Raw genomic sequence first — 19,922 nt, 5'->3', positions numbered from 1 at the left:
GGCGGATTCAGGCCGTGAGGTCGTACGTGGAGTGGGCGTTCACCCAGGCGTCCACGTCGTGCCAGCGGTAGCGCAGGTGGCGGCCGACCTTGTGCACGTTGGGGCCGATGCCCCGGTACTTCCACTGGTAGAGGGTCTTCACCGGCACCCCGAGGTACGCGGCGACCTCCGCAGGGGTGGCAAGCGGGCCGCGCTGGCCAGCCGCAGCGGTGGCAGGGGCGCTGGTGTTGCGGGGGGAAGGGGTCGGCACAGGGCTCCTTTTCGGTCTTGGACAACGTGCCTGGACAACACAGCCACACCATCCAGAGGGAAGTCCAGAGTTGGTTCTGAAACTCTGTACTACTTCTCTCGGTGTGGCCGGTGAGACGAGAACAGTAAGGGTGGATCCCCGGTTGCCGAAATCGCTCCTGCGGAACATGAAATTTTTTTGCGGCGAGGCGATCAGTAGAGGTGTCGGAATCCGATACCTCCGCAGCTCAGAGATAGCTCGGATCGGTCAGATGCCACTTGCTGAGCTCGCCGGATGGTTCGGCTGATACTTGCTCAAATCGCCCACTTTCGCGACGCGAAGGGAAGGTAGCACGGCGCCCACGACGAAACGGCTCGCGATGTGCCGGAATTCGATGAGAGGAACGCCACTCAGCCTCGGTACGACTTTTGTAGAGTTTAAGAACCAACTCTTGCCATAACGTCCGGCTGCAAGTTACAGCTAACTGTTATGGCAACCCGACCTGTAGAAATAGGGCCCGCCGGCCTTCACACCGCCCGCGCCATCGAGCACCTACGCCTCGTGCGCGGCCTGACCCAGCACCAACTCGCAGCCCGTTGCACCGCACTGGGCCGCCCGATGACCAACACCGCCCTCAGCCGTACCGAACGCGGCCGCCGGCGCTGCGACATCGACGACCTCGTCGCCATCGCCACCGCGCTCGGTACCCCTCCCACGACCCTGCTCCTGCCGCTCCCCTCGGCGTCCACCGACGACCGGAGGGGGTGCTAGTTGGCGCGAGTCTGGATTGAGGACCGCATAGGGCACGCGGCGTATGCCGAGGCCGTGGCGAAGGCCAAGCGGGCGGGTCGTACGCCACCGGGGCGCTACCGCGTGCGCTGGTACGGCCCCGACGGCAAGCCGAAGATGAAGACCTTCGCCCGCAAGGTCGACGCCGAGATCGAGCGGACGAGGATGGAGTCCCGACTCAATGACGGCTCCTACCGTGATCCGGCCGCCGCGCGCGTGAAGTTCGCGGAGGTGGCGGAGTCCTGGCTGGCCGCGCAGATTCATCTCAAGCGTTCGACCCGGGGGCGCTATCGCGGCGTTCTTGACGTCCATGTGATCCCCAAGTGGGGCACCACTCCGCTGGACCGCATCCACTTCGAGGACATCGCCGAGTGGCTCGCGGACCTGCTGTCCGGCGAGGCGACCGGCGGCAGGAAGCTCAGCCCCCGCTCGGTCCGCAAGGCGTACGTCGTCCTCAGCCGCGTTCTCGGCTACGCGGTCAAGGCTCGTCGTCTGGCGGTCAACCCGGCTGTCGGCGTGCCCTTGCCGAAGGCGGCGCCGGCCGACCACGTGTACCTCGATGACATGCAGGTCGACGCGCTGGCCAACGCGTCAGGCGCCTACCGGGTGTTCATCCTGCTGCTGGCCTACACCGGCCTGCGCTGGGGCGAGGCGTCCGCGCTGAAGGTGGGCCGCGTCGACCTCGACGCCTGCCGGGCCCACATCGTCGAGGCGTACGCCGAGGACAACGGCAAGCTCTACCTCGACACCCCCAAGAACCACGAGCGCCGGTCGGTACCGATCCCGCGGTTCCTGGCCGAGGAGCTGAAGCCGCACGTCCAGGGGCGGGGGGACGAGGAGTTGCTCTTCACCGCCCCGCAGAGCGGACCGCTGCGGGCCCGCAACTTCCGGCAGCGGTTCTTCGCACCGGCGGTTGTGAAGGCCGGGCTGGGGGACCTCAACGTCACCCCGCACAAGCTGCGGCACACGGCGGCGTCGCTGGCCATCGCGAGCGGTGCGGACGTCAACGTCGTACAGACGATGCTGGGCCACAAGTCCGCGACCCTGACGTTGGACACGTATGGCCATCTCTTCCCCGACCGCCTGGACGAGGTCTCGAAGAAGATGCACAAGCGCCGTTCCAAGCAACTGGCCAAGGCGAAGGCCAAGCTGGAGAAGGCGGAGAAGAAGGCCCGCAAGGCCGCCGAGGAGGTGGCCGCCCTGGAGGACGATGCAGCGTGATGTGGGTCTGATCCGTGCCGGGGAGCCGCAACACAAGGGGCCGCCCCACCGCGCTGAGCGGTGGGGCGGCCCCTTGTGTCACTCTCGGCTCAGGTCATTCGCGCGGTCGCTGGCTCTCCTGCCGGGCTCGGTCGATCGCAGCGGCGGTCTCGTCGCCGGCCAGCCGCTCGATCTCCTCAGGTACCTTCCGCTCGTCCAGCACGAAGAGCCGGTCACCGACAAGACGGGTGGTGGTCTTCCAGCCGAGACGACGTCCCGCTTCCCGAGCGGCATGCCGGACGTCCTTGAGGTCGCCCAACTCCGCAAGATCGTCGCCGCTCAGGATCAGCTGACCGTGGTAGCCCTTGAACTGCGGCTTCAGGGTCGCCCGCATCAGCGATTCAAGCCGGTCGATCAGCTTCTCGTACCGGCGCCGGGCCAGCTCATCCTTGACGGGCATCCTGCACAGCTCCCCACCATCCGCGCGCACGGCATGTGTGCCATGTGTGTGCTGCAAGCGCAGGAGCCCTCCCGTCCGCTGGACGGAAGGGCTCCTGACCTGGTGTTTCTCTGTGCCCCCGGCAGGATTCGAACCTGCGACACCCGCTTTAGGAGAGCGGTGCTCTATCCCCTGAGCTACGAAGGCAGGGATCTGTCGGAAGGCATGTCTGAAATTGGTGCCAATTAGGCGGACCTCGTCAGACGCGTTCCCGGCAGTGTTGCGATGGCAGGGCTGGCCTACAGCCGTGCCACCGCCCACAGTGTAGCGGCTGGTGCCGCGTCGGCCGGAAGGTTGGTCAGGTTGGCGGCTGCGAGGCAGGTCAGGTCGGAAGTGGGTGTCGCTGGGCTGGGCGAGGGGATGGGACGGGCGGCGGGGAGGCGTCAGGCTGCGAGGTCGGCCGGTTCGGTTCGCTCCCGCACCGCTGGTCACCCCGGTTCACCCCGGACGTGAGCGACGGAACGTCTGCGCTATCCGGCCTTGTGCCGCTGGTAGTGGCGGGCGACGCGCACCCGGTTGCCGCAGCGGGCGGCGGAGCACCAGCGGCGGCGCGGATGGGCGGGCAGGAAGAGCATCACGCAGTCGTCGGCCTCGCACTCCCGGATCCTGGCGACCGCCGGATCCGCCAGCAGTTCGGCGGCGGCCTCCGCGAGGCCTGCGGCCAGTCGCAGGCCCGGTGAGCCGTCGCGTCGGCGTGTGGCGACCACCGCAGACCCGTTCCACGCCAGCTCATTGATCGCCGGGGCGGCACGCTGCGCCTGGTTGAGCGCCTCCAAGTCGGCGGCCGAGGGCTCGTCGCCTCGGCGGACCCGATCGAGGGCGCGGGCGGTGTGCTCGCGTACGGCGCGCACGGCGGCCAGGTCTGCGGCGGTCACTTCGCGAGGTGCCTCGTCCGGGAGGCGGTCCGCCTCGAGGGTCCACCAGGCCCGCAGGTCGTCCGGGGTCGCGAGCAGGTCACCGACGGACGGACGGGTGTTCACCAGGTCCAGCGCCAGGGGTTCTCCGGTCAGCGGCACGAGATCACTCATATGACTAATGGTACATCGCTGCGTTGACATGTTAGTCGCGCCTTCGGTATACCTAATGCATCAGATATCGAAAGAAGGATTAGACATGCTCGCTCCTGTCGCCCGCACCGTCCATCGCCACCTTGAGGTCGACGGCGTCCGCGTCTTCTACCGGGAATCCCTCCCCGACCGGGCCGACGCGCCCGTGCTGCTGCTCCTGCACGGCTTTCCGTCCGGCTCCCACCAGTTCCGCCGTCTCATCGACGCGCTCGGCTCCCACTACCGGCTGATCGCCCCGGACCATCCCGGCTTCGGCAACACCCAGGTCCCGGACGGTTTCACCTACTCCTTCGACCGCCTCGCCGACATCACCGAAGGCTTCATCCAGACCCTCGGCCTCGACCGGTTCGTGATGTACGTCTTCGACTTCGGCGCGCCCATCGGCTTCCGCATCGCCGAACGCCACCCCGAGTGGATCGCAGGTCTCGTCGTACAGAACGGCAACGCCTACGAGGAAGGGCTCTCGGACGCGGCCCGCGGCCTCCTCGGCCTGACCCCCGAGACCCCCGGCGCCCAGGGCGCCATCCAGGACATGCTCACCCTCGACGGCACCCGCAGCCAGTACGAGATCGGCGTCACCAGCCCCGGCCTCATCGCCCCCGAAGGCTGGATCATCGACCAGTACTTCCTGGACCTGCCCGGCCGCAAGGACGCCCAGCAGGCACTGATCTTCGACTACCACTCCAACGTCGAGCGCTACGACCACTGGCACGCCTGGCTGCGCCTGCACACCCCGCCCACCCTCATCACCTGGGGAAGCAACGACCCCTTCTTCCCCGAGCCCGGGGCCCGCGCCTACCTCCGCGACCTGCCCGACGCCGAACTCCACCTCTTCGACACCGGGCACTTCGCCCTCGAGACCCATCTGCCGGAGATCGCCCCACTGATCGCCGACTTCCTCGACCGCGTCTGGAAGTAAGCAGACCCGCGTCCGGCCGTCGCATCGACACAAGGAGCATTGACGAGCGTGAAGAACCTCGTACACGAGGGCGAGCAGGCGATCCAGCATCAGGCGGGCGAAGGCGGCCCCGGATGGGGCTCTCCCATGTTCGGCCCCGACATCCCCCGGGGGTTCGTCCCCTTCATCAGGGACCAGCGCATGCTCGTCGTCGGCGGGGCCGACGATGACGGTGCGATCTGGTCGACCATCGTGGACGGGCCGCCCGGTTTCGCCGAGCCGGTGGACGAACGGACCGTCGTCATCAACGCACTGCCTGCGCCGGGTGACCCACTCCGCGAGGTCTTCGACACCGAACGGGACATCGGAGTGCTCGCCCTCCAGCCGCAGACGCGGCGCCGGATCCGGATGAACGGAGTCGCCGGACGCGACGGGGACCGCCTCATCGTGCGGACCGAGCAGGTACTGGGCAACTGCCCGAAGTACCTTCAGACACGCACCATCGAGAAGACCGCACCCCAAGGCCCCGGACCGGCCGTGACCGGCGAAGAGCTCAGCGAAGACCAGCAGCGGTGGATCGGGGGTGCCGACACGTTCTTCATCGCGAGTCTCTCACCCGAGCACGGAGCCGACTCCTCGCACCGCGGCGGCATGCCGGGATTCGTCACGGTGGTCAACCCGCGCAAGATCGTCTGGCCGGACTACGCCGGCAACCAGTTCTACATGACGCTCGGCAACATGCATCTCAACCCAGCGGCCGGTCTGCTCTTCCTGGACTGGGAGAACGGCCACACGCTGCAGCTGACCGGGCGGGGCCGGATCGACTGGAACCCCGCCGGCGCCCAGAAGCACCCAGGAGCCCTGCGCATGGTCGAGTTCGAGATCGCCAAGGTCGTGCAGATCGACCACGCAAGCTCCCTCAGATGGGCGTTCCACGCCTACTCGCCGGTCAACCCGCCTGTTCGCGTCCGCAGTTGACCCACGGGGCCGTTGCTGACCGGTGGCACCTCTTGCGTTCGCGGACCGGCCCGAGCAGACCAATTCACCATGGGCGCCCCGGTCATCTCCGGCCGCCGGAAGGTCGTGCTCGCCCGATCGGCTGGAGCTACTCCGTCGGCTCCAGCGGCTCGACCGTCCCCCCGCTCGCGATCGGTATGCGCGACAGCATCTCCAGCGGGAAGTCGAACGCGTCGGCCAAGGTCGTCATCTGCGGTGCCAGTTCGGTGATGAGCGCGTCCCGTGCCTTGGGAAACGAGCGTACGTGGTCCGGCGACAGGTGGCCCTCCGCGAGCAGGTCGCCCGTGTGGGCGCGCAGGTGGCGGAGCAGGAACAGGCGGCACAGGTTGCGCAGCAGCCGTCGGGACCTCGGGTCCGTCGGCCGTTCCGAGGCCGTGGCGAACGCGTTCGCCGCCTGGAGCTGGGCGTGGGCCGAGACCATCTCCAGGGCGGCTTCCGAGGTGGTGTTCCAGCGGCCGACCGGGTCGCCGGACGGGCCTTCGCGCAGGGCCGTGCGAGCCCGTTGCTGCCAGATGGCCTCGACCCGGGCGAGCAGGCCCCGTAGGAAGGCGAGGTCTGTCAGGTCTGCGTCGGCCGGGGGTGCGTGCGGGGGCCTCGGATCGTGGCCGAAGACCATCTCGGAGGCGGCCTTCACCCAGATCACCAGGTTGTCGCCCTCGGCGGTGATGCCGCCCTCGATGTTGCCGGGCAGCTCCGAGATGCCGTTGGCGGGGAACAGGCCCTGGGCGCCGCACCGTTCGCGGCACTCGGTGGTGATCGTGCGTGCCTGCCAGGTGATCCAGCCCTTGGCGATCGCCGCGAGCCGCTCGACCTCCTCGCGGTCCTCCTCGGTGTGCGCGGCGAACCGGTCCACCACGGTGCGGTGCAGGAACGTCATCGCGTACGCCGTCGCCAGGCCGTCGAGCAGCCGGCTGTGGTGGCTGCGGTGGGCGGCGACCGGTATGCGCTCGGCGGCCCTGGGACCGGCGATCAGACGGCTGTGGGCGTGGCGGACCGCGATGGCGAGCGCGGCGCGGGCCATGCCCAGGGTGCCGGCACTCATGCAGAGCTTGCCCATGGTGACGCGGTTGATGGAGCGCAGGAACCGTTTGCGCTTGTTGCCGAGGTTGCTGGTCAGCGTGCCGTCCGGGGCGAGGCGGCCGTGGTCGGCTTCCAGGAGTGCCTCGCGCGGCAGCCACACGTGGTCGAAGGATGTGAGGGCGTGGTCGACCGGGGTGCCGGTGCGCTCCGGCAGCCGGCGGACCGTCACCCCCGGCAGGTGCCCGGTCTCGTCGCTGAGCGGGGTGAGGAAGAGGAACACGCCCCGGTCCTCGCCGTCCACGACGAGCCGGGCTGCCACGACCGCCGTCTTGGGACCGCCCGTCAAGGTCGTGTTGGGCATGAACTTCTGCGCGCCGGGCGTCGGCGTGTGCAGGTGGAAGCCGCCGCTCGTGCGGTCGAAGACGGCGACGGTCTCCATCGCGGCCACGTCGTTGCCGTGCTCCAGCTCGGTACACAGAAACGTTCCTGTGTTGCGGAGCGAGCCGAAGGCGGACAGATCGCGGTCCCCGTGGTCGTGGTCGACGAGGCTGCCGAGGAAGAGGTTGTAGTGGATGCTCGCGAGGGTGGTCAGCCCGCCGTCCACCGGTCCGATCCACTCGTGCAGCGCGGCCAGCCGGTGCGGGTCGGCCGCGAACCGCAGGGGATCGTCGAGGCGATCGTTGACGAGACGCAGACGCTCGTAGGAGAGAGCGATCCGCTCGGCGGCGGACAGGCCGGGCCGGTACGCGAACGCCCGGCCGGAGATCGCCGTGCGCCACACGCCGTGGGTACGATCGCGACGAGCGCCCTCGAAGAGAAGGTGCGCCAGATCGTCGGCCACCGGGTGTGCCTGGTCCCCGGCTTGCGTTCCTGACGTTGCTTCCGTCCCTAACGTCTCGGACGTCATGACAGTCATGGGGCTTTCCCTGGGTGGGTCCCTGGTGTGGGTCTGGATCTCGAGTCAGGCGCTGAGCAGGACCGAAGATACGTACCAACCGGTTTTCTTTTCAACCCCCTCATGAGTCTCTCCGGGCTCTCCCCGGCACTGGCCAGCCCCTTTCGCTCCCGAGTGTCCGTTTGTCGGGGCGGTGCAGCAGGGTTGTCAAACCGTTTGGCTGGTTTTATTGTCCGGTGCGACGGAGAGGGGACTGCTTGTGGCGCGGCAGGAGCGGGCCATTCGCACGCGGCGGGCGATCCTGGTCGCCGCTGCGCAGGTGTTCGACGAGGTCGGGTACGAAGCGGCGACGATCTCCGACGTGCTGAACAGGTCGGGGGTCACCAAGGGCGCCCTGTACTTCCACTTCACCTCCAAGGAAGAGCTGGCCCAGGCGGTGCTGGCCGAGCAGGTCTCCTCGCTGCCGCGCGTCCCCGAGCAGGAGCTGAAGCTGCAGGAGTCGCTGGACGAGGCGCTGCTGCTGTCGTACTTGCTCCGCAGCGACACGGGCGATCCGATCGTCCAGGGAAGCGTGCGCCTGACCGTGGACCAGGGGTCGCCCAAGGACCACCTCAACCGCCGGGTGCCGATGCAGGAGTGGACCGAGCACACGCAGGCCCTCTTCGAGGAGGCCAAGCAGAGGGGCGAACTCCTTCCGCACGTCGACGTCGCCGCGCTCGCCAAGCTGTTCGTCGGGGCGTTCACCGGGGTCCAGGTCCTGTCGCGGATCATGACCGGGCGGGTGGACCTGGCCGAGCGGGTGGCCGATCTCTACCGGTTCCTGATGCCGTCCGTGGCCGTGCCGGGGATCCTGGTCCGCCTGGACTTCTCTCCGGAGCGGGGGCCGAAGGTGTTCGAAGCCGCGATGAGACGCCGCGCCGAAGAGCTCGAGCAAGAACGCGAAGAAGAAAAACGCGGGTGATGCCTCCGCCGGCGCACCGCGTCGAAAGCCGAAGGGCCGACCGACCGATCGAACGGAGTGCACACCCCATGGACATGACCGCGTGCCCGTACACCCTTGACGTGACCGGACGTGACCTGGCGGGCGAGACCGCGCGGTTACGGTCGCAGGGCCCCGCCGTCGAGGTGGAGCTGCCGGGCGGGGTGCGCGCCTGGGCCGTCGTGCGGCAGAAGTACGTCAAGCGGCTCCTGACGGATCCCCGGGTCTCGAAGGACGCCCGCCGGCACTGGCCCGACTTCGTCGCCGGCCGCATAGGCCAGGACTGGCCGCTGTACCCGTGGGTGGCGAACGAGAACATGCTCTTCGCCTACGGTGACAGCCATGCCCGGCTGCGCCGGCTGGTCGCCGCCGCCTTCACCGTCCGCCGTACCGAGGCGCTGCGGCCCCGCGTCGAGCAGCTCACCGGAGAACTGCTCGACGAGCTGGAGGCGTTGCCGGACGGCGAAGTGGTCGACCTGCGGGACCGGTTCGCCAAGGTGCTGCCGATGCGAGTGATCTGCGAGCTGTTCGGCGTCGCCGAGGAGGCGCGCGAACCGCTTTGCGCAGACCTGGAGTTGGTGTTCGGTACGGCCGTGCCCGGGGCCGAGATGGCCGCGGCGCAGGTGCGGGTCTTCGGAATGCTCGGCGAGCTGGTCGCGGGGAAACGGGCCAGGCCCGGCGACGATCTGACCACCGCGCTGATCGAGGTCCGTGACAGCGACGACGGCCGGCTGACCGAGCAGGAACTCCTCGGCACGCTCTACCTGATGATCGCCGCGGGCCAGGAGACGACCTGCACGCTCATCACCAACGCCGTCGGCGCGCTGTGCTCCCACCCGGAGCAGCTGGCGCACGTCCGTCAGGGCCGCGCGGACTGGGCCGACGTGGTGGCCGAGACGCTGCGCACGCACGCGCCCGCCGCGTACTCGCCGATGCGGTTCGCCGTCGAGGACATCGAGCTCGACGGGGTGCTCATCAGGAAGGGCGATCCGATCCTGGTCTCCTTCGCGGGTGCGGCCTCGGACCCCGAGGCGTACGGGGACGACGTGGGCGTCTTCGACGTGCTGCGGTCCGGCCGGAGGGACGACCTGGCGTTCGGACACGGTGTCCACCGCTGTCTGGGCGCACCGCTGGCCCGGTTGGAGGCGACGTCCGCCCTGGCGGCGCTCTTCACCCGCTTCCCGGACCTGGAGGCGGCGATGCCGCTCGACGGGATCGAACCGGTGCGGTCCTTCATCGTCCATGGATACGGGGCCCTGCCCGTCGTGCTCCGCCCCAGCTGACCGAGCCGGTCCAGAGCCGGGCGAACCCGAGTCGGCCGAGCCGCCGAGCCGCCGAGCCGCCGAATCCGCCGAGCCGCCGAGCGACCAAGCCGCTCGGGCTGAAAACCGCACGGACGGTTTGTTATCCTGAGCGTACCCGCGCAGCAACGGAGCGTCTGATGGCCAAGCAGGAACGTGCTGTCCGCACGCGCAACGCCTTGATCGAGTCCGCCGCCGAACTGTTCAGCCGCGACGGCTACGAGGTGGTCTCGCTGGCGGCGATCAGCGCCAGGGCCGGGGTCAGCAACGGCGCGCTGCACTTCCACTTCCCCAGCAAGGCCGACCTCGCCGCGGCGGTGCGGGGCGCGGCGGCCGAGCGGTTCGACCGGATCGTCTCCGCCGAGCGACCGCCGCCCCAGCTCGGCGGTTCGCTGCAGGCGCTGGTCGACACGAGCCACGCTCTGCTGCTGAGCCTGCGTCAGGACCTCGTGATGCGAGCAGGGTTCTGCCTCGACGGTGTCGCGGAGGACGCCGGTCGCGGTGTGAGCCTCCACGAGCGGTGGCACGCCTGGGTGGAGGACATCGTCGCCCGGTGCGCGCGGGACGGGCTGCTCTCCGACGTCGCACCCCGGGACCTCGTCGCCACGGTGGTCGGCGCGACGGTCGGTTTCGCCGAGCTGGGCGGGCACGACGTGCGCTGGCTGTCCCGTATCACGCTCACCCGTTTCTGGTCTCTGCTCCTGCCGCGCATCGCCACGGCGCCGACGCAGCACAGGGTGGTGGCCACGGGGAGACACGCGGAGGTCGTCTGACCGGTTCGCCGTTCCGTCGCGAGGGCGCGTGGGCGCAAGGGCGCAAGGGCGCAAGGGCGCAAGCGCGTAAGGGCGCAAGGTCGCAGACCGTCGCCCCGTCAGCTGTTCGGCACCCTCCGGAACCGCCCTGCCACACGCAGGTCCGCCTCGATCCGCGCCGCCGTCGCGTACAACTGCGGCAGGACGTCCGTCACGCACTCCTCGGGCGTACGGCGGCTGCTGTGCATGGCCACGTTGACCGCCGCCACCACCCGGCCCCCGCGCTCCCGCACCGGGACCGCGATCGACCGCAGCCCCTCCTCCAGTTCCCCGTCGACCAGGGCGTATCCGTCGCGCCGTACGCGCTCCAGCACCTCCCTCAACTCGGCCGGGTCCGTGACCGTCAGCCGCGTCAGCGGGGCCGGCTCGGGCAGCGGCGGCTCCGGGACGTCCGCCAGCAGCACCCGGCCCAGCGAGGTCGCGTAGGCCGGCAGCCGGGCGCCGACCGTGATGTTGACGCTCATGATGCGGCTCGGGGTCACCCGGGCCGTGTACTGGATGTCGTCGCCGGTCAGCACCGCCAACGACGTCGACTCGTGCACCCGGTCGGACAGGGCGGTCAGGTGCGGGGTCGCGATGTCCGACAGGGTCGTCCGCGACAGCGGTGGGAAGCCGAGGCCCAGTACGCGCGGGGTGAGCCGGAAGAAACGGCCGTGCACGGTGACGTAACCCAGGTGCTCCAACGTGATGAGCGCCCGCCGTGCCGTGGCCCGTGCAAGACCCGTCGCCTCGGCCACCTCCGTCAGCGTCAGCTCGGAGCGGCCCTCACCGAACGACGTGATCACCGTCAGCCCGCGGGCCAGCGACTCCACGAACTCCCGCCCCAGCTCCTGCTTCGACGCCCCCGTCCAGGCCGCGAGCCCCGACGGCGCCGTGGGCACGGCGGGCGGGGCCTCGCGCAGCTCCCGCTCCATCGCCGCGACGGCCGTGCGCAGCCGCGGCAGCAGCGCCCGGCGCAGATCGTCCGCCGTGTGCCGGCTGGTGTGGCTCACCACGCTCACCACACAGACGATCCTGCCGTCCTCCTCCCGCACGGGCAGGGACAGCGCCACCAGGCCGGGCTCGATCAACTGGTCGTCCAGCGCCCACCCCTGTGCCCGCGCCTGCCCGGTGCGCTCCTCGAAGTCGTCGCCCACCGAGCGGTCGGAGCCGTCGAGCGGGCGGCTGCGCGCCGGCACCGCCGGGAAGCGGCGGTCCTCGGGGTCCGCCGCCCGCCGCGCGTGCCACCGCGCCCAGTCCTCCTCGTCCCACTCGGTCGCGAACAGCGGCCCCGGAGCCGTGCGTTCCGCGGGCAGCAGATCGCCGATGCGGAAGCTCAGCGACATCGCGCGGCGTCGGGTCGCCTGGTGGATGAAGCGGATGCCGTCCCGGTCGGCGACCGCGAGCGACACCGACTCGTCCAGCTCGTCGGCGAGCGCGTCCGCGTGCGCGTGCAGCAGCTTCGGCAGCCGCAGCGCCGCGAGGTAGGCGTTGCCCAGCTCCATCAGCCGCGGCGCGAGCACGACGTCCCGGCCGTCCAGCCGGACGTACTCCATGCGGGCGAGGGTCGCCGTGATCCGGTCGACCGTGGACCGGGCGAGTCCGCTGGCCCGCTCCAGGGCGCTGAGGCTGCAGCTGCCGTCGGCGTCGGTGAGCCGGCGCAGCACGTTGAGGCCGCGCATGAGGGGGGCGACGGTTTCGGCTGGGGCGGTGGTGTCCGGGGCCGGGGTGACGTTCGGGAGCATGGGGTCACGGTAATGCGGGGCCTGCCGCCTGCGCCGTGTTCACATACGGCGCAGGGCGCCCCGACCCCCGTATGCCTTCGGTGGGACCACCTCCGGGTGCGTCAGCGCCGCGTCACCCGTACCCGGTAGTCGCCGGAGGGGGCCTTCGCCTCGACGGTGATGACGATCCCCTCCTTGGGGTCCGCGAAGCTCTGCCCGGACACGAACGCCGCGTCGGACAGCTCGGTCTGCACGTTCGGGCTGCGGGTGCAGCCGCCGCTGTCGGGCGTGGAGTCGTAGACCTGGATGGGGCCGTTGCCGGTGTCGACGTCCGCGTCGACCCGGTAGACGAGGATGCCGGCCCGGCACACCGCCGCGTCGTTGCCCTCACGAGTGCGCAGCTCCAGGGCATAGCCCGCCCTGGAACTGAACGGCAGGAAGACCAGTTTGCGGCCCCCGGCGCGGGCCAGCGGGGTCAGCGTGTACTGCCATGAGCCGTGCGCGGTCACACAGGCGATCTGGGAGTCCTCGAGCCAGCCGAGCTTCCACTTGTGCCAGGCCAGCATGTCGTTGTCGGCGCCCCAGTCTTCGCTCATGATGTCCCAGTGCCCGACGGCGCCGCCGCCCTCCTGGGTGTAGAGGTCGGGCAGGCCGAAGATGTGGCCGTTCTCGTGGGGCAGGACCCGGAAGCCGGTCTGCGGGTAGGAGCCGGAGCCGTCGTCCTGGCGGCTGTAGATGAAGGACGCGTTGGAGACGGGGACGCCGTCGGCGACCGGGGCTTCGGCGTTGCCGGCGAAGGTCACCGACAGGACGGTGTCCAGGGCGGAGGGGCCGGCGTTCGGGGTGACGAGTACGTTCACCAGGTCGTAGTGGCGGAAGTCGACCTGGGGGTCGGCGGCGGTCACGATGTCCTGCACGAGTTCGCGGTAGCCGGGGTCGAAGGGGGCGCCGCGCTGTATGCCGTACGCCCTGAACGGCTTCGGCATGCGCAGCCAGTGGCGTATCGGGGCCTCGGTGCGGTAGTCGAGGCGGCCGTAGGAGCTGGTGGTGAACCACTGACGGGTCTGCGGGACGAACTCCGCCAGCCGGTCGAGCGCGCTGCCCTGTCCGGGTGCGTCGGAGAAGTCGATCATCAGGTTCAGGGCGTGGACGGTGCCGGTGGAGCGGGCGTAGCCGGAGGGGGTGGGGATGCTCTCCGGCATCAGCACGCGGTTGTGACCGTGGAGCATGCAGGGGCGCAGCGTCGAGGAGCGGGCCGGGGCTATGGGGCCCGCCGTCGTGGAGCCCGTGGTCAGATGTGCCGTGCCGGCGGAGGTGGAGACCGCCAGCGTCAGGACGGTGACCGAGGCGAGCGAGGCGGCGCGGCGCGGGCGTATGCGGCGGCGGAACGGCTGCATGCGGTGGCCCTTCGCTCCACGGCAGCCGCGCCTCACCGGCTGCACCCTTGCGATCACCCTGTGCCGGGGGGTGCCGGGACGCGCGTTGAGGGAGGCCGAACGAGGGGTTCGGGGGCGGGGGAGGGGTGACCGTGGGGGCGGAGAGGTGTGGAGCCGTCCGACGCCGATGTGCTGTGACTCAGGTCACATGAAATTAATCCGTGTTGGCGAAATAACCGGGGACCGATTCCCCGTTTAGCCCTGTGTCCGAGCGAAACGGGGACTGAATCCCCGGATCGAGATCACCCCGTCACTCAGCCAGGAGTACGCCGTGCAGACCGCCACCCCCGTGCAGCGACGGGCGTCCCGGCCCCGGGCCGATGCCCTGCGCAACCGGGAGCGGATCGTCACCGCCGCCCGGGAGATGTTCGTCGAGTTCGGCCCCGACGTGCCGTTCGACGAGATCGCCCGTCGGGCCGGCGTCGGCAACGCCACGGTGTACCGCAACTTCCCCGACCGCGACGCCCTCGTCCGCGACGTCGTCTGCTCGGTCATGGACCGTACCTCCGAGGTCGCGGAAAGGGCGCTGGCCGAGGACACCGACCCCTTCGAGGCGCTGGAGCGCTTCGCGCACGCCGCCGCCGACGAGCGGGTCAGCGCGCTGTGCCCGATGCTCTCCAGCACGTTCGACAAGCACCACCCGGACCTGGAAGCGGCGCGCGAGCGCATCGAGCGGCTCGTCGAGGAGCTCATGGACCGCGCCAAGGCGGTCGGCACGCTCCGTCCCGACGTGGGCGTCGGTGACCTGATGGTCGTCGTGGCCCAGCTCAGCCGCCCCCCGGCCGGTACCGCGTGCTTCAGTGCCGACCGTTTCGTCCACCGCCATCTTCAGCTGTTCCTGGACGGTCTGCGGGCTCCGGCCCGTTCCACGCTGCCGGGCACGGCCGTGACCGTGGAGGAGCTTCGCCAGGCCTGAGCGATCAGCAGCGATCCGTAGCGATCCATAGCGATTAGTTCCGCGCTCCACCGAAGTCATCCCTCACAGCAGAGCTTCCGGCCGTCAACGACGACGAGCCGTCACCAACCGTCACCTTTTTCCTCTACGACGTCCCGGAGTGGGTACCCCCATGTCTCAAGCAGCCTCAACGGCCCCCGGCGTCCCTGACGCCAACCGCTGGAGGGCGCTCGTCTTCATCGCGCTCGCCCAGCTGATGGTCGTCCTCGACGCCACCATCGTGAACATCGCCCTCCCGTCCGCCCAGCAGGACCTGGGGATATCCGACGGCAACCGGCAGTGGGTCGTCACGGCCTACGCCCTCGCCTTCGGCGGTCTCCTCCTCTTCGGCGGCCGGATCGCCGACCTGTGGGGCCGCAAGCGGGCCTTCGTCATAGGCCTGACCGGCTTCGCCGCCGCCTCCGCACTCGGCGGCGCGGCGACCACGGGCGCGATGATGTTCGGCGCCCGCGCCCTCCAGGGCGTCTTCGGCGCCATGCTCGCCCCGGCCGCGCTCTCCCTTCTCGCCGTGATGTTCACGGACGCCAAGGAGCGCGCCAAGGCGTTCGGCATCTACGGCGCGATCGCCGGTGGTGGCGGCGCCGTCGGCTTCATTCTCGGCGGTGTGCTGACCGAGTACCTGGACTGGCGCTGGACGTTCTTCGTCAACATTCCGTTCGCCGTGGTCGCCGCGCTGGGCGCGTACTTCGTCATCCGTGAGCCGGAGGGCGGCCGCAACCGCAACCCGCTCGACATCCCCGGCGTCCTGCTGTCCACCCTCGGCCTGGTCTCGCTGGTGTACGGCTTCACCCGCGCCGAGTCCGACGGCTGGGGCGACTCGCTGACCGTCGGCCTGTTCGTCGCCTCCGTGGTCTTCCTGCTGGCCTTCGTCGTCACCGAGGCCAGGGTGAAGGCGCCGCTGCTGCCCCTGCGCGTGGTCACCGACCGCAACCGCGGTGGCATCTACCTCTCGCTCGGCATCGCCATCATCGCGATGTTCGGCACCTTCCTCTTCCTGACCTACTACCTGCAGGTCGTGAAGGGCTTCTCGCCGATCAAGACCGGCTTCGCCTTCCTGCCCATGATCGCCGGCATGATGGTGGGCTCCACCCAGATCGGCACCCGGCTGATGACCCGGGTCCCGGCCCGGGCGCTGATGGGCCCCGGCTTCCTGGTCGCCTCGGCCGGCATGCTGCTGATGACCCAGCTGGAGATCGGCTCCTCGTACGCCTCGACGATCCTGCCGGCCATGGTGCTGCTCGGTCTCGGCATGGGTACGGCGTTCATGCCGGCCATGTCCCTGGCCACGCTCGGCGTCGAGCCCCGGGACGCCGGTGTCGCCTCCGCGATGGTCAACACCTCGCAGCAGGTGGGCGGCGCGATCGGCACGGCCCTGCTGAACACGATCGCCGCGTCCGCGACGACGTCGTACATCAAGGACCACATCGCCGGCGCGACTTCCAAGCCCCAGCAGCAGCTGGTGGCGCTGCAGGGCCAGGTCCACGGCTACACCAACGCGATCTGGTTCGCCGTCGGCATGCTGGTGCTCGCCGCGGTGATCGTGGTGACCCTGGTCAACGCCGGCACCCCCGGCTCGACCACCGTCTCCGGCTCCGAGGAGGGCGCCGAGGACGACCTGGCCGTCCCGGTGGTCGCCCACTGAGGCGCCTGCGCAGGGGTACCCGTAGAGAACCGAGCATGAATGTACGGACGAGGAAGGGGACGTCTCGGCCGTACGTCTGAAGGGGGTCCGCCCCGGCTCCGCCGATCCCGTGGGGCCGGGGCGGAGCCGTGCGGGCCCGGGGCGGAGCCGTGTCCGGTGCGGGCGGGGTGGGCCCGTCTGTGAGCGTCGGCCCGCGGCTCAGCGGAGCCAGGGCAGGTCCGCCCCCGCGTCCTTGGGCTGCAGTCCCTCCGCGATGATCGACATGATCTCGCCGAGGGACTTCTGCTGCTCGGGGGTCAGCCGGTCGAACAGGGCCTGGCGTACGGCCGCCACATGGCCGGGCGCGGTGCGCGCCAGCACCTCGTACCCCTCGTCCGTGAGGACCGCGAGCTGCCCGCGCTTGTCGGAGGGACACTCCTCGCGACGCACCCAGCCGCTCTTCTCCAGGCGCGCGACGGCGTGCGAGAGCCGGGAGCGCGTGATCTTCGCCCGCATGGCCAGTTCGGTCATCCGCAGCCGCCGCCGCGGCGCCTCGGCGAGCTGGACGAGCAGTCCGTAGTAGACGTGCGGCATGCCCGCGTCGCGCTGCAGCTGGCGGTCGAGGTGGTCCTCGAGAAGGGTGACGGCGTGCATGTACGCACGCCAGATGCGCTGCTCCTCGTCGGTGAGCCAGCGGGTGTCCTCAGCGGGTGCCGTCTTCATGACTCCACTGTACGAGGCGCCTTCTTGAAGTTTAAACAAGTCGGGCGTAACCTCATGGGCGAGAGAGCTTGAGATTTCAAGCAATCCGATCTCCAGGGGCACGTCGCACCGTTGCCGCACGAAGGGAGCCGCCGTCATGTCCGCCGCCGTCGAGGAGCGCACCGCGCCCCAGCGCATGCCCGCCCTCTACCTGAGCCACGGTGCGCCCCCGCTGGCCGACGACCCGGTCTGGCCCGGCCAGCTCGCCGCCTGGTCCGCCGACCTGCCGCGCCCCAAGGCGATCCTGATGGTCTCGGCCCACTGGGAGGAGGCCCCGCTCGCCCTCGGCGCGACACGCACCGTTCCGCTGGTCTACGACTTCTGGGGCTTCCCCGAGCACTACTACCGGGTCCGGTACGAGGCCCCGGGCGCCCCGCAGCTCGCCGAAGCCGTCCGCAAGCTGCTGCACGCCCCCGGCACCCCCGTCCAGGACATCCCGGACCGCGGCCTGGACCACGGCGCGTACGTCCCGCTCGTCGAGATGTTTCCCGAGGCCGACATCCCGGTCCTGCAGATCTCCATGCCGACCCTGGACCCGGTGAAGCTGATGGAGATCGGCCGCAAGCTGGCCCCGCTGCGCGACGAGGGCGTCCTGATCGTCGGCTCCGGCTTCTTCACCCACAACCTGGCCGCTCTGCGGCACGCGGGCGGGGGAGTGCCCACCTGGTCCTCGGAGTTCGACGACTGGGGCCGCCGCGCCCTGGAGTCGCGCGACTGGGACGCCCTGCTGGACTTCCTGAACAAGGCCCCGGCCGGCCGCTACGCCCACCCGCGCACCGAGCACTTCGCCCCGCTGTTCGTGACGATGGGCGCGGCGGAGGCCGGCGGTGAGCTCGACGCCCAGAAGTCCGTGATCGACGGCTTCTGGATGGGAATGGCGAAGCGGTCGGTGCAGTTCGGATGACGGTGGCCGGCGCTGGTTCCGGCTAGACGTCCCGCTGCGGGCCCTGCTGGAGGTCCTTCTCGTACCAGGCCACGTCCCAGTACCGCCCGAACTTGCGGCCCACCTCCCGGTAGGTGCCGACGTGGCGGAAACCGAAGCGTTCGTGCAGGCGCACGGACGCTTCGTTGGGCTGGGCGATGCCCGCGTACGCGCGGTGCAGGTCCTCGCCCGCCAGGGCCTCGAAGAGCGCCCTGTAGAGGTGCCCGCCGACGCCGCGGCCGGTCGCGTGCGGGGCGAGGTAGATCGTGACCTCGACCGAGGTCGCGTACGCCGGCTTCGGGCGGAAGGAGCTGGATGTGGCGTACCCCAGGATCTCCTGTGACTCGCCGTCCGCGGCAACCATCAACCGGTGCGGCCCGTCTTCAGGGTGGGAGAGCAGCCAGGGGCGGCGCTCCTCCGCCGTGAACGCCGTGGTGTCGAATGTGATCGGCGTCTCACGTACGTAGTGGTTGTAGATGTCCGTGAGAGCTTGGAGGTCACTCTCCGCTCCCGGCCTGACCTGCACGTGGCTACGCTGTGCCATTACCCCGCCTCCCAGTGTGGCGGGACAGGGTACTGCATGATCAGAAAAAATGAGGGGCGGGTTGGGAATTCTGTCCGGATTCCAGTCGTTGTTTCCTTCGGATGCCGGGCACCCGGAAGGGTGGCCGAATCGTTACCAGACCATCCGCTAGCTCTCCCCCACTCTCGGCTTCGCTCGAGCGGGGGGACCCTCAACGCAAGGGAGCACGCATGGCAACCCGTGCCGTCGCCCGTCGCCAGGCCGCCGAGGGCGAAACCATCGACGCCGCGGCAAGCAGTGTTCGCGCCCAGGGCGGAGACATCGCCGACCGTGACCTGGTCGGCATGTACCTCGACGAGATCGCGCGTACGCCCCTGCTCGACGCCGCCAAGGAGGTTGAGCTCTCACAGATCATCGAGGCGGGCGTGTTCGCACGGCAGATCCTCGACGGTGAGGAGGAGGCCAAGGCGGATGCCACCCGTGAGGAGCTCGAGGCCCTGGTCGCCGAGGGGGAGCGGGCCAAGGACATCTTCATCCGCTCCAACCTCCGACTGGTCGTCGCCGTCGCGCGCCGCTATCCGCGCAGCGGCCTGCCGCTGCTCGACCTGATCCAGGAGGGGAACGCGGGCCTGGTGCGCGCCGTCGAGAAGTTCGACTACCGCAAGGGCTTCAAGTTCTCCACCTACGCCACCTGGTGGATCCGTCAGGCGATCACGCGGTCGATAGCCGACCAGTCGCGCACCATCCGGCTGCCCGTCCACCTTGTCGAGGAACTGGGCCGCATCCGCCGCGTCCAGCGGGAGTTCAACCGTGAGAACGGCCGGGACCCCGAGCCCGCCGAGATCGCGGCCGAGCTGGACTCCTCGGCGGAGCGCATCAGCGACGTCCTCGACTGGGCGCGTGACCCGGTCTCGCTGAACATGTCGGTGGACGACGAGGGCGAGACCCAGTTCGGCGACCTGCTCGAGGACACCTCCGCGGTGTCGCCGGAGCAGTCGGTGCTCACGCTGCTGCGCAGCGAGGAGCTGGACGACCTCATCGGCCGGCTCGACGACCGCACGGCCTCGATCATCAAGATGCGGTACGGCATCGAGGACGGTCGGGAGCGCACGCTGACGGAGGTCGGCAAGGAGCACGGCCTGACGCGTGAGCGCATCCGCCAGATCGAGAAGCACGCCCTGCTGGAGCTGAAGAAGCTGGCCCGCCAGACCGGCTTCGACGCGGCGGCGTAACGACAGTGCAGTTGCCCCGCATCGAACACGCGGGCCCGGGGCACAAGACCTCCGGGTCCAGC

General features: G+C 69.9%; 19 protein-coding genes and 1 tRNA gene. 11 read left to right on the top strand and 9 right to left on the bottom strand.

Annotated elements, in window-relative coordinates; translation table 11 throughout:
• Nucleotides 1–7 precede the first annotated feature (7 nt).
• Nucleotides 8–250, bottom strand: coding sequence for an AlpA family transcriptional regulator (locus tag SY2F82_RS21395; protein WP_200420757.1), 243 nt, complete (start codon nt 248–250; stop codon nt 8–10).
• A 468-nt stretch (nt 251–718) separates the two neighbouring features.
• On the opposite strand from SY2F82_RS21395, the gene SY2F82_RS21390 reads away from it, so the two are divergent.
• Both SY2F82_RS21390 and SY2F82_RS21385 read left to right on the top strand, forming a co-directional pair.
• The gene (locus tag SY2F82_RS21390) at nt 719–1,000 is read left to right on the top strand and encodes a helix-turn-helix domain-containing protein (protein WP_200420756.1); all 282 of its coding nucleotides are present in this window, start codon (nt 719–721) and stop codon (nt 998–1,000) included.
• Complete coding sequence (locus SY2F82_RS21385; RefSeq protein ID WP_236041694.1) at nt 1,001–2,239, top strand: site-specific integrase; 1,239 nt, start codon at nt 1,001–1,003, stop codon at nt 2,237–2,239.
• 94 nt (nt 2,240–2,333) lie between these two features.
• On the opposite strand, the gene SY2F82_RS21380 is transcribed toward SY2F82_RS21385, so the two are convergent.
• From SY2F82_RS21380 to SY2F82_RS21370, 3 genes are all read right to left on the bottom strand, one after another.
• Complete coding sequence (locus tag SY2F82_RS21380; protein WP_200420755.1) at nt 2,334–2,678, bottom strand: hypothetical protein; 345 nt, start codon at nt 2,676–2,678, stop codon at nt 2,334–2,336.
• A 113-nt stretch (nt 2,679–2,791) separates the two neighbouring features.
• Nucleotides 2,792–2,864, bottom strand: a tRNA-Arg gene (locus SY2F82_RS21375).
• A 323-nt stretch (nt 2,865–3,187) separates the two neighbouring features.
• Nucleotides 3,188–3,745 (bottom strand): ABATE domain-containing protein, encoded by a 558-nt coding sequence (locus tag SY2F82_RS21370; protein WP_200420754.1) that lies wholly within the window; start codon nt 3,743–3,745, stop codon nt 3,188–3,190.
• An 85-nt stretch (nt 3,746–3,830) separates the two neighbouring features.
• On the opposite strand from SY2F82_RS21370, the gene SY2F82_RS21365 reads away from it, so the two are divergent.
• A complete protein-coding gene (locus SY2F82_RS21365) occupies nt 3,831–4,703 on the top strand; it encodes an alpha/beta fold hydrolase (RefSeq protein ID WP_200420753.1) in 873 nt (290 codons plus the stop codon).
• 48 nt (nt 4,704–4,751) lie between these two features.
• Nucleotides 4,752–5,660 (top strand): pyridoxamine 5'-phosphate oxidase family protein, encoded by a 909-nt coding sequence (locus SY2F82_RS21360; protein ID WP_200420752.1) that lies wholly within the window; start codon nt 4,752–4,754, stop codon nt 5,658–5,660.
• A 127-nt stretch (nt 5,661–5,787) separates the two neighbouring features.
• Here the strand turns inward: SY2F82_RS21360 and SY2F82_RS21355 are convergent, their stop codons facing one another.
• A complete protein-coding gene (locus SY2F82_RS21355) occupies nt 5,788–7,560 on the bottom strand; it encodes an acyl-CoA dehydrogenase (RefSeq protein WP_236041693.1) in 1,773 nt (590 codons plus the stop codon).
• Between the two features lie 313 nt (nt 7,561–7,873).
• Between SY2F82_RS21355 and SY2F82_RS21350 the strand changes: the two genes are divergently transcribed.
• The 3 genes from SY2F82_RS21350 (at nt 7,874) to SY2F82_RS21340 (ending at nt 10,667) form a co-directional block, all read left to right on the top strand.
• Nucleotides 7,874–8,575 (top strand): ScbR family autoregulator-binding transcription factor, encoded by a 702-nt coding sequence (locus tag SY2F82_RS21350; RefSeq protein WP_200420750.1) that lies wholly within the window; start codon nt 7,874–7,876, stop codon nt 8,573–8,575.
• 68 nt (nt 8,576–8,643) lie between these two features.
• Nucleotides 8,644–9,876 carry a cytochrome P450 gene (locus SY2F82_RS21345; RefSeq protein WP_200420749.1) on the top strand — a complete coding sequence of 411 codons (1,233 nt, stop codon included), beginning with the start codon at nt 8,644–8,646 and terminating at the stop codon, nt 9,874–9,876.
• Between the two features lie 158 nt (nt 9,877–10,034).
• A complete protein-coding gene (locus SY2F82_RS21340; protein WP_200420748.1) occupies nt 10,035–10,667 on the top strand; it encodes a ScbR family autoregulator-binding transcription factor in 633 nt (210 codons plus the stop codon).
• A 98-nt stretch (nt 10,668–10,765) separates the two neighbouring features.
• Here the strand turns inward: SY2F82_RS21340 and SY2F82_RS21335 are convergent, their stop codons facing one another.
• Nucleotides 10,766–12,430 (bottom strand): IclR family transcriptional regulator C-terminal domain-containing protein, encoded by a 1,665-nt coding sequence (locus SY2F82_RS21335; protein ID WP_200420747.1) that lies wholly within the window; start codon nt 12,428–12,430, stop codon nt 10,766–10,768.
• Between the two features lie 101 nt (nt 12,431–12,531).
• On the bottom strand, nt 12,532–13,806 hold the full coding sequence (locus tag SY2F82_RS21330; RefSeq protein WP_200420746.1) for a M6 family metalloprotease domain-containing protein: 1,275 nt from the start codon (nt 13,804–13,806) through the stop codon (nt 12,532–12,534).
• Nucleotides 13,807–14,116: 310 nt separating this feature from the next.
• Here SY2F82_RS21330 and SY2F82_RS21325 point away from each other — a divergent pair, with 310 nt between their 5' ends.
• Both SY2F82_RS21325 and SY2F82_RS21320 read left to right on the top strand, forming a co-directional pair.
• Complete coding sequence (locus SY2F82_RS21325) at nt 14,117–14,761, top strand: TetR/AcrR family transcriptional regulator (RefSeq protein WP_200420745.1); 645 nt, start codon at nt 14,117–14,119, stop codon at nt 14,759–14,761.
• Between the two features lie 151 nt (nt 14,762–14,912).
• Complete coding sequence (locus SY2F82_RS21320) at nt 14,913–16,442, top strand: MFS transporter (RefSeq protein WP_200420744.1); 1,530 nt, start codon at nt 14,913–14,915, stop codon at nt 16,440–16,442.
• 198 nt (nt 16,443–16,640) lie between these two features.
• Here SY2F82_RS21320 and SY2F82_RS21315 read toward each other — a convergent pair whose 3' ends face one another.
• On the bottom strand, nt 16,641–17,144 hold the full coding sequence (locus SY2F82_RS21315; protein WP_200420743.1) for a MarR family winged helix-turn-helix transcriptional regulator: 504 nt from the start codon (nt 17,142–17,144) through the stop codon (nt 16,641–16,643).
• Between the two features lie 136 nt (nt 17,145–17,280).
• Between SY2F82_RS21315 and SY2F82_RS21310 the strand changes: the two genes are divergently transcribed.
• Nucleotides 17,281–18,087, top strand: a complete 807-nt coding sequence (locus SY2F82_RS21310) for a dioxygenase (RefSeq protein ID WP_200420742.1) — start codon at nt 17,281–17,283, stop codon at nt 18,085–18,087.
• A gap of 22 nt (nt 18,088–18,109) precedes the next feature.
• Here SY2F82_RS21310 and SY2F82_RS21305 read toward each other — a convergent pair whose 3' ends face one another.
• Nucleotides 18,110–18,649, bottom strand: a complete 540-nt coding sequence (locus SY2F82_RS21305) for a GNAT family N-acetyltransferase (protein ID WP_200420741.1) — start codon at nt 18,647–18,649, stop codon at nt 18,110–18,112.
• A gap of 209 nt (nt 18,650–18,858) precedes the next feature.
• Between SY2F82_RS21305 and SY2F82_RS21300 the strand changes: the two genes are divergently transcribed.
• Complete coding sequence (locus SY2F82_RS21300; protein WP_200420740.1) at nt 18,859–19,860, top strand: RNA polymerase sigma factor RpoD/SigA; 1,002 nt, start codon at nt 18,859–18,861, stop codon at nt 19,858–19,860.
• Nucleotides 19,861–19,922 lie beyond the last annotated feature (62 nt).

It is taken from the genome of Streptomyces sp. Y2F8-2, from assembly GCF_014905555.1.
Classification (GTDB): domain Bacteria; phylum Actinomycetota; class Actinomycetes; order Streptomycetales; family Streptomycetaceae; genus Streptomyces; species Streptomyces cynarae.
This window is presented reverse-complemented; position numbering and strand designations above follow the sequence as displayed.

Excerpts from the sequence above, each read along its gene's own strand:
- SY2F82_RS21345 (WP_200420749.1), top strand. The coding sequence starts at position 8,644 with ATGGACATGACCGCGTGCCCGTACACCCTTGACGTGACCGGACGTGAC.
- SY2F82_RS21335 (WP_200420747.1), bottom strand. The coding sequence starts at position 12,430 with ATGCTCCCGAACGTCACCCCGGCCCCGGACACCACCGCCCCAGCCGAA.
- SY2F82_RS21315 (WP_200420743.1), bottom strand. The coding sequence starts at position 17,144 with ATGAAGACGGCACCCGCTGAGGACACCCGCTGGCTCACCGACGAGGAG.
- SY2F82_RS21340 (WP_200420748.1), top strand. The coding sequence starts at position 10,035 with ATGGCCAAGCAGGAACGTGCTGTCCGCACGCGCAACGCCTTGATCGAG.
- SY2F82_RS21380 (WP_200420755.1), bottom strand. The coding sequence starts at position 2,678 with ATGCCCGTCAAGGATGAGCTGGCCCGGCGCCGGTACGAGAAGCTGATC.
- SY2F82_RS21370 (WP_200420754.1), bottom strand. The coding sequence starts at position 3,745 with ATGAGTGATCTCGTGCCGCTGACCGGAGAACCCCTGGCGCTGGACCTG.
- SY2F82_RS21300 (WP_200420740.1), top strand. The coding sequence starts at position 18,859 with ATGGCAACCCGTGCCGTCGCCCGTCGCCAGGCCGCCGAGGGCGAAACC.
- SY2F82_RS21305 (WP_200420741.1), bottom strand. The coding sequence starts at position 18,649 with ATGGCACAGCGTAGCCACGTGCAGGTCAGGCCGGGAGCGGAGAGTGAC.
- SY2F82_RS21310 (WP_200420742.1), top strand. The coding sequence starts at position 17,281 with ATGTCCGCCGCCGTCGAGGAGCGCACCGCGCCCCAGCGCATGCCCGCC.
- SY2F82_RS21365 (WP_200420753.1), top strand. The coding sequence starts at position 3,831 with ATGCTCGCTCCTGTCGCCCGCACCGTCCATCGCCACCTTGAGGTCGAC.
- SY2F82_RS21390 (WP_200420756.1), top strand. The coding sequence starts at position 719 with ATGGCAACCCGACCTGTAGAAATAGGGCCCGCCGGCCTTCACACCGCC.
- SY2F82_RS21320 (WP_200420744.1), top strand. The coding sequence starts at position 14,913 with ATGTCTCAAGCAGCCTCAACGGCCCCCGGCGTCCCTGACGCCAACCGC.
- SY2F82_RS21330 (WP_200420746.1), bottom strand. The coding sequence starts at position 13,806 with ATGCAGCCGTTCCGCCGCCGCATACGCCCGCGCCGCGCCGCCTCGCTC.